Raw genomic sequence first — 14,673 nt, forward strand, 5'->3', positions numbered from 1 at the left:
ACCCCGCCCGTGAACAAACGCGGGGTTTTCGCTGGGTACGGGCCCCTCACGACCCTCGACGAAACGCAGGTGCCTTAGAACCAGCCCCGGAGCGCTGGGATCACTGAAGATTCCGTATTGCTGCACACGACGGATGTCGAGATCCTCAAGCCGGGCTCCCGGTGACTGGTCAATACGAACCGTGATCGAACCGGCGTAGTTCAAATCCACCTCGGCGACTTCATCCGGATATCCCATGATGGTCTTCGCATGTGAATCGTCGACCATGAAACCGCCCGTCGCGTAGGTTCCCCTCCGCAATACGATCGCCTGACTGGCGGTTGTCCTGGGCAAGGCATATCCCAGCGTTCGGTAGGGTTGCTCAAGACTGCCGCGACCCGCGCTGTCGACTCCGCCCGGAGCAACAAAGACGAACGGCTCGACCGCAACCTGGATGGCAACGGTATGCATCAGTACTCGCTGCGTCGCGGCGCTATCGCGGATCTCGAACTCGATACTGATCAATGCTGCATTATCCGGCGTGAAGCGCAGCGTGCCTCGACGAAAGTCGACCATGACGCCTGAGCGCGGTACCGGCGTTCCGTCAATCGTCACGGCGGTGACCCGGAATTCATATGGAAAGGTCCCCCCGGCCACAGCCAGCCGAGATTCGTAGGGAAGTCCCGGATAGGCGATGGGGCGAACACCCGACGCAACACCCAGCACGCGCAGCGGGCCACCAGGCAAGGTTTCGGGAACCATCACCGGTGGAGTTGGCAGACTGCGACAGCGAATGAAGACCGGTGACGAATCGGCCGGCACGACGGTCGGCGCGAGTTCGGAAATGTCACACGCTTGCCCCAGTGGATGGGCGGCCACTGCAATTCCGAGATCCGCTCCGGGCACCGCCTGATTGGAGAACGTGTATTCGTCATTCAAGGTCGCAGCGAGCATCTCTCCCGCCCTGCTCAGCTCAAGCTGTGATCCCAATGCGAGTCCCTGCACGCGCACCACGACGGGCACAGATCCTCCGGCGAGCGAGCCGGTATCACCTGAAGCGAACACGGAATACGGAATGACACCGACGCAGAGCAGCAACAGCCAACTCGCCAGATCCCGCTTGCAGGCACTCGACACCATGGCTATTCCCCAATGTGAACTCTACTGATTGTAGCGGCCGGCACCCGAGTGAACCGTGATCCCGAAGGCAGTTGATGAAGATGTACGCGCCACACCCATCTACCCCGCAGCAAGTACCGCACTAGCGCCGGCCGCCAGGCAACACTTCTGATCATCAAGGGCATGCAGCGGGAAGCCGAGGTGCCCACGCGCAGGAATGCACACCGTTGCTGTGACCCTGCATGGCCCTGGTTGCAGAGAGCCTGAAAGATTCGACGCACCTTTTGCCTCGAACAGATCCTGCTTGTCGTATGGTGCAATCGGGCAGGCAATCCGGATTGCACTCATGTGCACACCCGGTGCAATCAGACGCAGCGCTCCATATTGAGAGGACCAGATCATGAAGCAAGTCTCGACGCTGTTCCTGCTCGCCCTGTTCGCAACCAGCGCCTCAGACACCATGGCTCATACTTGTCCGAGCATCGCTGGCACTCTTGCAGGTCCGCTACAAGCCGTGAAGGCAATACCTGCGGGCACAATCCTGGATTTGAATCTGTCTGTAACGGAAGCCTGACTTTCAACGGCTCGGGTACGGATATTTATCAGCTGGAGATAATCGAGCCGTTCACGATCTTGACTGTTCACATCGATACAGCCGAATTCGCCCCGACTTTGGCCTTGCCAGACCCACCGTGTACCGCCGGCACACCTTGTATCGCTACTCAATCATCTCCCACTCCGGGAACCATGGTTCTCAACCTTGGTACCAAACCGACGCCTGGAACGTACTTAGTTGGCGTCGGCAATACGCAGGCGGAAACACCGGGCTGGGGTTCATGTCAGCTGATTACGTCGGGCTTCATTCCGGTGGAGCTCCAACAATTCGAGATCGAGTAGCTCAGGTCGCTACGTCGCGCGTAAAGCCATAGATCGCGGATCGAGGAAACTCGTCAATGGCGGAGTGGCGGCGGACAGCAATGATTGAACCTGACTCGAACACCGACTCCGCTACCTTTCGTGCTCCCCTCTTGCGAATGCAGGGGCCGCAACGAACTCTTTCAGAAACAGTGCCGCCCACAGAAACTTCCGATGCGCGAGGAGCGCTGCTCGGGAGCCCGGGCCGGATACCGCGCGCAATCCATCTGCCACGCGAAACCGAACCGGGCACCTCGCAATGGTCAACTAGAATTCGCTGGTCCGGTCATGGATCCTGAAGCCATCCTCCATGACTACGGTCGTCGGCTTGCTGATGGAAGAAACAGCGGCGCGCACATCGATACTTTCAACGGCCTGGGTCAGGTAGGTCTTGTAGTAGTAGGTAACACTTTTCGTATCCGAGGCAGAGGCCCAGATCGTGTAGTCCGTATGGACGTTCCCGCCATCGTTTTCGCGAATGGCGCCCTTGGGGATATCAAAGGCATTCAGCACATGGAACGTCTGAAAGACCGCGTCCTTGCCGGTGGCCGCGGGTAGCGAGGCATTGGCAAAGGCAACCGCGCGCACGAAGCGGGATGGCGATGTGAAATCACCGGGAAGACCGGCCATCCCTGTTCCCTGGCCGAATGGAAGAAGCTTCTGCTTACCCACGGTGATCGCCGTGTTGTTCTCGGCGTGCAGCCCGATGTAGTTGCGCAGATTGGTCAGATGCCAGTCGTAGGGCGGGTTGTTCGTGATGACGTTTACCGTATTGTCGTGGATATGGAGGCCGTTCTTGGTGTACTCGACTACGATCGAAGCGCCCGTAGCATCGGTTACCGCATAGTGAAATGGGGCAACGCTGTCGATTGCGTCGATATGCGTCCCGACAATCGATATCGACGGCAGCGCTGCCCTGACCTCTTGCACCGTCGCGAACTGCCCAAGTATCCAGTTACCCAGCTCCTCGGAAGACACCGCCTGGTTTCGGTTGGCGTCCGTCACTTTTCCGAATACAGCATCGCCTGCGAAGTACAGCGCCCCGAAATAGAGACCTTCCGAGTTCATGCCATCAAATACGATGGGCATGTCGAGCCCGTTCGCACCCAGGAACCCGTATTTCACGCTGTAGGTGAAACCCTTTTCGGCCGGATCAAGTCCGAGCGTCGTGATCTTCGTGCCGGCGGGGATGGCGATGATGTTCGAATGCATGTCGAAGCCGAACTCCATCGTCCTGCCAGGAACCACCGTACCGTCTTGCGCCCGCATCACGATGCCGGTACAGGCAAATACCGAGTGGGCTCCCATGATCAGTGCAGCCGCAACAGGCCCCAAGGCCTTGAACGATACCGACGCAGGTCGGGAGAGTCTGGAAAAAGTCATGGCAAGGCTCCGTGGCAGGAATTCAGTCGTAGGGGAGAAGCGATGGTGGGATTCCCGGCCGGGACAGAACCTCGCATTGAACAATGCGACTCGCAGGTACCCTGCGATCATCAAGCGAGGGTCATCAGATCCTGTCCGACCGACACACGAATCATACGATGAACAGCGAAGCCCGATGATCGCCAGACCGCATCGTTCGAGTGACAGGCCAGGAGGCGGTGGTGGTGCCGTGCTTCGGAACGCCGTTGGCACCACATGCCACCATCATCGACATGCATGAGCTCCGCAGTGAGTGTCCTTTCCGGGTGCAGCAGACCGGAAACGAGCCTGCAGTTAACGAGGCTCTCGCCCAGAACCTCGGCCTCGAAGAAGATTTTTTGCCCCGCGTACACAGAAACCCCTTCGGGCTTCACAGCAGGCAGCGAGTCAAAGGTTTTTTCGAATACGGTTCCGTCCTGCTCCTTCAGAACGATATGCACGTCGTGAATACAGTCCACTTTCTCGCACATCACCTGCTCGGCCCGCGCCCTGTGTTCGGGAGGGACTACTTGATAGCGGAATGCCGGTTGCGTGCTTGCGCAGGACGATGCAAGGGAGGCAAGCGTGATTGGCAATACTCGATTCATGTGCGCCCCATCCTCCAGACTCCCGACCTTGGCCTGTACTCCGCTCCACCTGGATCTGTCTGGCCACAGCTCACTTTTCATGCTGTTCGGGAAACGCGAGGCGATCCGGACTCCAGAAAACACCTGCGCCGCTTGCTCATTCCGGTATTCGGGGAAAGTGCAGGTTGAATCGCGCCTGGAACAGCTCGGCACCATCCGCCCGGCACGTGAACGAATTGGTCATTGTCGTATCAGCGCCTGATCCGACCTTGAAGACAAAATACATGGGATTGTAGAAATGCCCCTTCCTTCCAGCCAGTTCAATCTCGAAAGGATGCGAGGTAACGTTGCTGGCAAGAATGCCGCCGGGGTTTCCGGGAGACGTCGGCGCGGAGGTCTCGCCCATGCATTCCAGTTTCGTGAGCTCTTCCGAAGCCTCGAAATCGAACTCGAACCCGTACCAGGTGCAGAGCCTGGTATCCCCGTTGTAGTTGCAACTGCCCTGGTCTGTCACCAGAACGTCCTGCGTTTCATGGCATATCCAGCCGCGACCGTGCTCGGACAATGTCGTGTTCGTACAGGCCAGCCCCGACTTGAAGTTGGATATCTCGATTGCCGATACTGAAAAGCTGCCAAGGACCGCGATGATTGCTGCCAGAATCCGCATGTCGTCCCTCCAGTTGCAATTCCTGCCGTGCATTGCGCAGGCAACAGGAATGAATTTGCCTATCAGGGAAAGCGTACAGGTTTAAATTGCGCGGAACATGAAACATGAGCCGTACGCCTGCGCCAGCCCTCGCCGGCATCAGCAGCCACGCGCCCTTCAGTCGAAATCGGCGTCGAAGATCAGGTCAAACTTGGCGCGTACCAGGCTGACATAATCGTCACCCGTGGAGTTGTCTTCGAAAAACGTCCGACCGAAGATCACCATGCTGCCATCCGTATCATCGTAGCCGATGGCATGCATCTGATTGTAATCGCCGGACTGTCCTGCACCGACCGGATCGGCAATCGTGTAGCTGTTCCATCCATTGTGGCCGAAGCCTAGGTCCAGTCGACCATCCGTGAATGTGCGGATCAAGGTGTACTGGGTACGGTGACCAAATGGCGCAACAAATGGAAACGAGATCCCGCCAACGATGATACGACGGTTGGGCAATATCACGACTTCGTCGCGCTGCTCGAAGAACGGGTAGATTCCGGGCTGCCCGGAAAGCTGATGGAACCGAAGCCCGAACTCCGGGAAGAGCTGGCCGCTGGCATCAAGACGTACAAGCAGGATGCAGCAACTGACGCTGCCATTGCTTGCCTTACCCGCGACCACGACACTCCCATCGTCGTCGAGCGCCAGCGCATAGGCAATCATTCCGTTGAATCCATCAGGCGTCGCCATGTCGAGAAGTCCGTCAACACCCCATTGGGGATCCGGCGAACCGTCTGTCAGCAGTTGCGCAACCACCAGACTGTGGCCCGTGGTATTGCCGCGAGACCCGGCAACCAGAATGCGGCCATCGGGTCGAATCACGAGTGCATGGAGGTCACGCGCTCCGGTCGTGGAAGGCATCTCGACTTCGACGCTGCCGGCTTCGCCGAAGGTGATGTCTACAACACCGTTCGGGTCGAAACGAAACGCCTTCACCTGCTGCCCATCACGACCTGCGAGCACGAATCGACCCGCCGGGTCTCGCGCCAGATCCGCGGCAAAGAAGCCGTCAGCCGGCATCTCACCATTGCCAAAGCCGGCTTCCAGTTCGCCATTGTCGAGGACATGACGCAAGCATCCGTTTGACCAGAGGTAGGCGCCCCCCTCGTTGTCTGCAACCAGACGCACCTGTCGCTTGAGCCCACAGCCTGGCAACGTGACTATTCCGGTGCCGTCATTCCCAAACGTCGTATCTGCAGTTCCGCCTCGCCACGCGCGGCCCACCCAGACGCGCCCATCGTCCAGTGGCGCAGCCCACAGGAAACGCCCATCAGCCAGAACGTCGAGGTCGCCGGTGGGTTGCGTGGCATTGCCTGGTGTCTTCTGAGGTCGCACAAGGACGACTTGGCCATTCGTGCCGAATCCGGTGTCAGGATCGCCATCGAGTGGATGCGCGTCCGTGGCAAGCAAGCCCATGAGCATTCCCAAGAACATGTGTAGTGACCGCATACCTGATTTCCCGTCCTTCCCTCGGGTGGGCACAAGCGTGCCGGATGACCACCCATCAGCCTGAGTACCGGCAATGGCAGGAAAGGTTGCATGGGCTACGAAACGTTGTTGGCATCGCGTCTGCGCTGGCTCTCCTGCACACTGAACTTCAAAATCGCCCGCGCATACCGCTTGTGCAGGCCGCGAAGCCCAGCACCCTGGATGAAGGCGTCGTTCAATCGGATGCTTTGGGCGGGATATCCTGCGGGTGCGGGCTTCCGGCTGGCACCTCGATTCGCCGGCTCGAAGCCATCGGCAAACAGCCGATCGCGGTTGCAGGTCGCGTCAGCACATCCATAGACCTTGAGATCACCGTTGGACCCATCGTAGTAGCTCACGATAGGAAGGCCATTGTTGCGGATGGCTATGCCTGTGAAAGCACCGACGCCGGGTGCGGCGTCCAGTTCGCGTGAAAAACCCGCCATGCAGTTGACGTCCGTGCAGACAAACACGCGCAGACTCTGCTCCGATCCCGAATTGTTGTAGTGACTGATGATCGGCATACCGTCAACCCCAATGGCTATGCTGGTATACCAACCGGGCGACGGCAGGCTGTCGAGAATTCGCCTGGTGCCCGTTGAGCACTCGACGGTCGAACAGCTGTACATCATCAGATCCTTGGTCGCGTTGTTGAAATAGCTGACGACGGGGCGACCGTCGGCCCGAATCGCGATGCTCGAGTAGCGTCCGACATCACCGATCGCGTCGAGCGTGCGCGACGAGCCGCTGGAACAGTCGGTGGCCGAGCAGGTGTAGAGCTTGAGTGCGGCGTTGTCGATATCGCGATAGCTGACGACGGGCATGCCATCAAGTCGGATCGCGATACTCGTGTCCGTTCCGACCAGGCCTTCCCCATCTGTCAGCGTACGGGCACTGCCGGAAGAACAGGTGACGGTGGTGCAATCGTAGATCTTGAGGTTCCAGTTCTTGTTGTCGAAATAGCTGATGATGGGTCTGCCATCGGCGCGGATGGCGATACTGGAATCCACTCCGACAGAACCCGCATCAAGAAAGCGCACAAGGCCGCTGGAGCAATCCGCACTGGTGCAGTCGTAAGCGCGAAGGCTGGCCATGGTAGAGCTCTGGTAGCTGATGATCGGCAGTCCATTGGCGCGGACAACAATGCTCGTGTAGCGGCCAACTGCAAACTCCGAGTCGAGAACATGCGCCGTACCGCTTGCACACCCACTATCGGCACATGCATAGACCTTCAGATCGAAGTTCGTGCCGTCGTGGTAGCTGATGACCGGCAGACCGTCGACCCCGATTGCGATGCTGGTGTATTCGCCAACGTCACCAAAACTGTCAAGTACCCGAGGCACATCATTGACATGTGCACCGCGCAACATCGTTGCTCCGAACGAATCCTCTCCCTGCGCCTGCCCGCAGCCCAGGACAACCAACAGCAGTATCACGGCACCACCGCGCAGCCTCTGGCTTGCCATCTCGAACGCTCCCGTTTCAGTTCAACCTCATGAACGAACCGGCGAGGGCGAATCGCACAAGCGCGAATGATCGGACGGGCGCCCGGGAAAGCCCTACGAGCGAAGAGTGAGGAGCACGCATCCCTGATGCTCGCGAAATGTTGCTCAACAGCGGGCCTGAGAGGTGTTCGGAACGAACTCCACGGGCCCCATGCCAGTACCCGCTCACTCTACCGACGCATTCGCGTTTTCCTGATGATTGCCGATAGAAACGACCGCCACCACTACGGTCTGACCACGTCGTTCTCGAAAAGCCATCTACTACTTGCATCGCCCTTGCCGCAGACCAGGTGTCGGCAACCTGGTCGACGACCATCCGGCACGGGTTCGCTATTCGACTGGTCCGAAGCCATCCTTGAACAGCGTGTCGTCCAGATAGAAATAGGCTGCGCCATGGAAGCTGGCAATGCTCGATTCCGCATCGGAACCCACAAGAGTGGTTGATCCCTTGATCGACACATCCCAACCGAAGGAATTGCCAGCCGTACCATCACTTGCAGTCAACCTTTGCAATGGCTCCCAGCCACCTGATGCGTCCGAGAAGACATAGGAGCTACCGATCGTGGGTGGGGGAGGTGTAGCGCCCGGATCATCGTTGTTGCGCCACATTCCAACGACGGCGCGCTCGCCGTCGATCGCAACCGACTGCCCGAACTGATCATATTCCTGACCGTCTTCAGCTGTCAGCTTCTGGTCCTCCGCGTATTGATTGCCATCGAACTTGAAGACATAGGCTGCCCCCTGATGCAGGATCGATCCCTTGTTCGCAGCAGGCGCACCCACCAGGAATGCTGTTCCGTCCGTTGCCACGGAGTAGCCAAACTGATCACCTTCGGCGCCATCCGAGGCCGTCAGTTTCTGGACCTCGGCGAGTTTGCCGGAACCATCGACTGCGAATACGTAGACACTGCCCGTGGGATAGTCGCCCGACGACCAATCCGGACCCGGTGCACCTACCAGGACATGATTGGCATCGGCCGCAACAGCGCCGCCAAACTGGCGGCCATCAAAGATGGCGCTGTCGCTCCCCTGAACCTGCTGGATGCGTGACCAGGTCCCCGCAGATTCCGCATATACGTGGGCCGCTCCACGACTTCCCTGCGTATTGGAACTGTAGGAAGGCTCACCGACGATGGCGAGATCACCGGCAAATGCAACCGCGCGACCGAACCAGCTCAGCGTGATGGGAACCGGTGATACCAGCAATTGTTGCTCTACCCAGATACCGTCGGCGGAGCGCTCGAAAATGTATGCACCTCCAGTCGGACCGCTCATCGGATTGAATACTTCAGGCGCGCCGACAATCAGCTTGTCGCCCGATACCGCCAACGACCAGCCGAAGAAGTCGGACCAGTTTGGAGGCGTACCAGCAGGCGGCGTGCCAACCAGCGTCTGTACCAGGTTCCAGATTCCATTCTCTCGTTCGTAAACATGGACAAGACCGGGTCGGCTTAGCGGCGCGGGCGCCGAAACGAAAGCGGTGTCTCCGGACAGAAGCACGCGAAAGCCCAGCAGGTCGTTTGCTGCAGTGCCTGGCGGAATCACGGGTTGTTCGATCCAGTCGACAGGCTCAGACCCGAAGACGAAATCAACACTGTTATCACCGCTGGAGCTGACGCCCGAATGCGCAAGCGGCAAGCGTTCTGCAGCGCGATAGTTGAACGGTATCGTGATTGGCACAGCAGCTTGAGTTTCAGCAGCATCAGCGGCGGGTGAATGCATGAGCAGCGAGCATGCAAAGGCCAGGCCGGCTCCTGCGATCAGTCGTATCGAAAGCTTGGTATTCATGATTCCCCCATTGTCGAGTGGCTGTCTGATTCCAGTTCTTTCCGTTTCCCCGTCTGCGCAAATGGAATTGCACGAACAGGAGACGTCAGCACGATTCGGCAATCCGCCTGAGCGGATTCACCGTGCAACGGTTCAGGTTGCAATTGCTTGCTGATCAGTATTCAGAGGCCATGCAACACACGCAATAGATCGGACTGATCGATCTATATCCATGATAGATATCAATCAGTCCGCTCCTGGAAACCAGACTGCGTGCTCGTCTGGTGCGATAACCGATTCAGCGTACGCGCGGCGTCTTCTTGTGCGTAGCGGAGCGTTGAGGAAATGCCTCCAGCGCAGCGCGCCAGCCCAGCTGAAACCGTGTTCGGGTGTCAAATGCCTTCATCAATTCTGCGACGCGCCGGTTCAGCGTTGCCGAGGAAATCTCCAGCTGATGGGCAATGGATTTGTCATTCAAGCCGGTGGCCATCAACTGAATAAGAGGTTCGGCAGCTTCCGGGAGCCGGTTGGGTGGCGGCGATCGCTTGATCTGGCCAGCGCGATCGAAATCGATCGGCGTTGAACGCTCCCACAATCTCTCAAAGAGCTCGTAGAGCGCATCCAGAAGAGTGGAGGGTCGTACAAGCAGATGCGGACCATCCGGCTTCTGGAGACTCAAGGGAAGGATGGCGATGCGTCGATCCGCGATGAGGAGCTTGAACGGCAAGACCGGGTATACGCGCGCCTCATCGCCGGCGGCGATGTCGTTGCGTATCCGTCGAACTTCACCGGGCAATCCCATGAATTCGATATCCGAGATGGTCCGGGATCGCAGCGGTCTGGGCGGCTGTCGCACCGATGGATCCGAGGATGGCTCCGGGTCAACGAACATCCTCGGCGTGCGTTGCAGGAAGACCACATCTTCGAGAGTTGATTCCTTGAGATGCATCAGCAGCTGCCTCACGGCTCCTGGATCCGTGACTACTTCGATCATGTTGGGCGGACTGGATGCTGCCGAGCTTCGTGCAGCATGCTCCTTGAGTTCGGCGATGCTGAGCCTGACTCGATCCAGGCTCTCCTGCCTCTCGCGGATCAACGCCTCAAGCGCAAATTCGGGCGCCGCAGGAATATAGCGTCGTGGACGATCTGGCGAATGCGTGGCAAGTCCGCGCAGTTCCAGCGTGTCGATCAGGCGTTGTCCGCGATGCAGCGCCAACCCGAGATGCCTGGATAGTTCCTCGGCGGTCGCCATTGGATGAGCGAGCAGGAGCCGGTAGGCGCCTTCCTCCTCAAGGGAAATGCCGACCGCATCGAGCGGGCGCATGGAGTTTCGTTGCCTTCTTGCCATTTCGGCTACCCTCGCTCAATAGGGTTGATACGCATCTGCTTGGCGGGCAAAGCGGCCTCCCCCCCCTTTCGCTCCAGGCGCGAAACGTGAAGAAGATGCTGCAAAGCTGATTATGGACATCCAAACCAGCCGAATCCCGGCTCCGGCGTTTGGACATCTAAAAGCCCAACGAGATCCTACTTGAGGAATGGAATTTTTCCTACCGACAGGTTCATGTCCCAATTCATGGCACGGGTACGCCACGTCAAAGCGAACGCTCCGCGACCCATTTCACCTTTCTGCCGCGCATTCGAAAGTCTCGCGCAAGCCGATTGACGCGATCGGATTGTTCGATGAGAGAGCTATCCCTGGCCCGCACTCGGGAAATGGCTCCCGGGGCAGCGGCGAGACCATCAATTTCCTCCTGACCACCCGGGAAGCGCGATACGGGTGCCGCCTGAGCCGTCCGTTCGGGCGCAACATGCAGGCACGCCATCCCAACCTTGAGCTGTGCAATCAGAACTTCGCGCAAGCAGCCTTGCTCGCATGCCGCACAATCATGGGATCGGCAACGCAACCTGCGCATCCTGGTTGTCACCCGAGTCAGTCCTGAGACCGGCCTCTTGGTTCCCATGCCAGCCGCGCACTGCGGGGACTTCAGCATCTGGCGGGAGTGGAATCTCGTGGTTCCAGCGGTCGCCGGCGCTGGACCAGCTCAATCATCCTGAAGCGGATATCGCAGGCCGCACTGTCGGCGAGCGAACAGAACCGGCGGGATTCTCCGTTGCGAATCCGGACATGCTGGCGTTGAACATTGGCAAGCACGAACAGTGAAGCTCCGGCAATCACCGAATTTCGCGAGCCAGTGAAAGTCGAGCGCCCTCCCTGATGAAGCCTCTGAACCCCGCAAGCACCGATCCCTGGCACTGAGCCGTGGGCGCACCAGCCCGGTGCCTTCGGCCTTGGCAATCAACTGACAAGAGGTCGGGCACTTCGCATCGCGTTCGCTGCCTATTGCCGGAATTCGACAATGTCGAGATTCAGGGGAAACGCCCGGGTCACCTCAATATCGCTGTCAAGTGCCGTGCCCCACTTCCCCTCAAGAGTCTCCGACGTTTCAAAGGCATCGACATCGACCTTTCCTGTCAATTTGAAGCCGTCGATGACATAAGGCATTCCCTCGGAGCCAAGAACGGACGCACTGTTCACGACATGAAAGTGCAGATGGGGAGCCGACGTGTTGCCCGAATTCCCAAGCTGGCCGATGACCATGCCGGAGGTGACTTTTTCTCCTTTCCTGACACGCACCGACCCCTTTTTCAGATGCGCGTAGAACGCGTAGCGGCCATTGCCCAGATCAAGAACCACGTGGTTGCCATCCACCGTACCCAGGGTGATGGTCGTCGGATCCGGCAATGTCCCCGGCACCTGGTCATCGAGCTCGTCGAGGACGGAGACCACGGTTCCGTCCGCAACTGCGAGCACATTCGCGGAATAGCCGACGAAGTTCCGCACATCTGCAGCATCGCCATGCACGAACTCGCCCTGCGCGTTGAGTTGCATGTAGTCAATGGCAAATCGCTGGGCGTCGAACAGGCCGCCATTGACGGTCTGGAACGATCCACGATGGACGATGCTGCTGTTGCAACAACCATTTAGTGCAACCCAGTTCGAACCTTCCAGGGGAGGCGCCAGAATCGGCAAGGAGCCTGTTTCCGGATTGAACGTTGCAACGCGATAGTCTAGCGCCGTTGCGGGAGTCGTCGGGCCGGGATTTGCGGCGCCAAGAAGCCGCAGTCGATGCGAAATCGTCGCTGGAACCTTGCCGGGCTCAAAGGTCAGCTCGATGAAGAACAACCTGCTGCCGTTCAACTCAATGGTTGCAGAACCTGCGGGCCTCGGCTGCAGCGTTCGCAAGCGCGCCAGCAGATCATCCTCCTTGAATGTCGCGAGGATGCGCGCTGGAGATGCCGCGTCCACGACATCGACTTGCTGCAATGTCGCCGTCGCCGGCTTTGCATTGGTCAGCATCAGTTCGTAAACGAGATGCTCCATGCCATCGGCGCCCATGAACGCGGCAGGTGGCGGCCCCAGAATCGAAGCGGTCACTGGCGTGAAGCGCTCATCGGCGTTGTTGGCTTCGGTGGTATCGGCTTTTTGCGGCTTGGCTATGGCAGCCCCGCACAGGCAAACCAGAAACACAGCGGCAATCATCAGGCTTTTAGGAAAGTATCCCCACATGGCATGGATCCCTCGCGATAGATGCTGACCTGATTGTGCCATGCGATGCACGTCCCAACCACGAACAGGTCGCCCCGCAGTTGCGACATGAAACCGGCCTTTTCGTGGTCAATGATCGAAATGAGCCGCTTGCGCAAGAGTCCCAATACCGCATTCACGACACTTCTCCGAGCTGCTTTGCGAGGAAACCTCGTTGGTTCGGCATCCATATTGCGTGTTCCCCACAATAGGGGGATTATCTGGCGGTTATTGCCCGCTCGATCGATTGAGCAAAAACGGCACCGAGAATCTCATGGGGGGGAGACACGCACCCAGGCAGCGGATCTCGTGCGTGACACTTCAATCCCCAGTTGCAGGAGAAAACATGAAATTCTCATCCTCATCATCGCGATGCGGTCGAAACCGAACAACACCGTTGGCCAGCGCACTCGCCATTACCCTGCTTACCGGCATGGCTGCAACGGCTTCCGCTTCCAGCAATGCCGTAGTCGATTTCGCACGCGCCTTGCCCGGTGCGGCCCTGGGCAATACCTCGGCAACCACGCCGGCAGCCGAATCCGCCTACTACACGATTGTCTTCAAGCAAGCCGCGCTAGCAACCTATGGCGGCGAAGTGGCAGGGCTCCGAGTACCTGATCGCCTCATGCGTCAGGGAGTACCAACCGCCAAGCTGGATGTGAAATCACCGGCGTCAGTCGCGTATGTGGCGTACCTCGAGAGCAAGCAGCAGAGCTTCATCAATGAACTGGCGAGCTCCCTCAATCGACCAATCGACGTCAGGGCGCGCATGCAGCATGCGCTGAATGCCGTGGTGGTCCGCTTGAGCGATGCCGAAGCGTCCGCCGTCATGGCACGCACCGATGTCCTTTTCATCGAACGTGAACACGAACTTGAATTGACCACCGATCGCGGCCCCGCGTTTATCGGTGCCACGTCAATCTGGTCCGGCGATACCGCCAACGGCGTCGACACCAAGGGTGAAGGCATCATCGTTGGCGTTATCGATACCGGCATCAATTGGCAAAGCCCCGCTTTCGCGGCCGTTGGCCCGGTCGATGGCCACGTATTCGTGAACCCGTTCGGTGCTGGAACCTATGCCGGAAACTGCCAGGCAGGCCAGCCTGACGCGGGACGCTGCAACAACAAGCTGATTGGCATCTACAATTTCGCAACCGCTGGCACCACGGGCGAAGATATCGACGATCACGGCTCGCATACCGCCAGTACGGCGGCCGGCAACCTCTGGGATGCAACATTTGCCGGAGGCGCGTTCCAGATCACCGGAGTTGCGCCCCACGCCAACGTGATCTCCTACAAGGCCTGCACGACCGGTTGCTCAAGCGTGGCTACGTCGCAGTCGGCCAACCAGGCACTGATTGATGGCGTTGATGCACTCAACTATTCGATCAGTGGTGGCACCTCGCCATGGACGGATGCCACTTCGACCGCGTTCCGCAACCTGGTGGCGGCGGGGACGTTCGTCGCTGCGTCCGCAGGAAACACGAGCACGACCGTGCCCAACCCGCAGGGACAGGTCAATCACATGGAACCATGGGTCGAGACCGTCGCTGCCTCGACTGAAGACCGCATCATCGCCGTCAGTCTCGACCTGACCAGCGTGACGATGCCGCCGGCAAATACGCAGAACGTTCCGATGCGTCC

Annotated in this window: 11 protein-coding genes; 2 read left to right on the plus strand and 9 right to left on the minus strand. The window is 58.9% G+C overall.

Features of this window, described 5'->3' with window-relative positions; genetic code table 11:
• The coding region (locus WBP53_RS15505) for a hypothetical protein (RefSeq protein WP_423930526.1) at positions 1 to 1,119 on the minus strand (1,119 nt) is incomplete at its 3' end.
• 379 nt (positions 1,120 to 1,498) lie between these two features.
• Here WBP53_RS15505 and WBP53_RS15510 point away from each other — a divergent pair.
• A complete protein-coding gene (locus WBP53_RS15510; protein ID WP_423930528.1) occupies positions 1,499 to 1,672 on the plus strand; it encodes a hypothetical protein in 174 nt (57 codons plus the stop codon).
• Positions 1,673 to 2,280: 608 nt separating this feature from the next.
• Here WBP53_RS15510 and WBP53_RS15515 read toward each other — a convergent pair.
• The 8 genes from WBP53_RS15515 to WBP53_RS15550 form a co-directional block, all read right to left on the minus strand.
• On the minus strand, positions 2,281 to 3,396 hold the full coding sequence (locus tag WBP53_RS15515; RefSeq protein ID WP_423930530.1) for a linear amide C-N hydrolase: 1,116 nt from the start codon (positions 3,394 to 3,396) through the stop codon (positions 2,281 to 2,283).
• A 110-nt stretch (positions 3,397 to 3,506) separates the two neighbouring features.
• Positions 3,507 to 4,022: a hypothetical protein gene (locus WBP53_RS15520; protein WP_423930532.1), complete on the minus strand. Its 516-nt coding sequence runs from the start codon at positions 4,020 to 4,022 to the stop codon at positions 3,507 to 3,509.
• Between the two features lie 136 nt (positions 4,023 to 4,158).
• Positions 4,159 to 4,668, minus strand: a complete 510-nt coding sequence (locus WBP53_RS15525) for a hypothetical protein (protein ID WP_423930534.1) — start codon at positions 4,666 to 4,668, stop codon at positions 4,159 to 4,161.
• A 156-nt stretch (positions 4,669 to 4,824) separates the two neighbouring features.
• Positions 4,825 to 6,138, minus strand: a complete 1,314-nt coding sequence (locus WBP53_RS15530; RefSeq protein WP_423930536.1) for a hypothetical protein — start codon at positions 6,136 to 6,138, stop codon at positions 4,825 to 4,827.
• A 110-nt stretch (positions 6,139 to 6,248) separates the two neighbouring features.
• Positions 6,249 to 7,637: a hypothetical protein gene (locus WBP53_RS15535; protein WP_423930538.1), complete on the minus strand. Its 1,389-nt coding sequence runs from the start codon at positions 7,635 to 7,637 to the stop codon at positions 6,249 to 6,251.
• Between the two features lie 369 nt (positions 7,638 to 8,006).
• The gene (locus WBP53_RS15540) at positions 8,007 to 9,464 is read right to left on the minus strand and encodes a hypothetical protein (protein WP_423930540.1); all 1,458 of its coding nucleotides are present in this window, start codon (positions 9,462 to 9,464) and stop codon (positions 8,007 to 8,009) included.
• 277 nt (positions 9,465 to 9,741) lie between these two features.
• On the minus strand, positions 9,742 to 10,767 hold the full coding sequence (locus WBP53_RS15545) for a helix-turn-helix domain-containing protein (protein ID WP_423930542.1): 1,026 nt from the start codon (positions 10,765 to 10,767) through the stop codon (positions 9,742 to 9,744).
• A 1,014-nt stretch (positions 10,768 to 11,781) separates the two neighbouring features.
• On the minus strand, positions 11,782 to 13,011 hold the full coding sequence (locus tag WBP53_RS15550; protein WP_423930544.1) for a M23 family metallopeptidase: 1,230 nt from the start codon (positions 13,009 to 13,011) through the stop codon (positions 11,782 to 11,784).
• A gap of 364 nt (positions 13,012 to 13,375) precedes the next feature.
• Here WBP53_RS15550 and WBP53_RS15555 point away from each other — a divergent pair.
• The coding region (locus WBP53_RS15555) for a S8 family serine peptidase (RefSeq protein ID WP_423930546.1) at positions 13,376 to 14,673 on the plus strand (1,298 nt) is incomplete at its 3' end.

This window comes from Dokdonella sp., from assembly GCF_049593775.1.
Taxonomy (GTDB): Bacteria; Pseudomonadota; Gammaproteobacteria; order Xanthomonadales; family Rhodanobacteraceae; genus Dokdonella.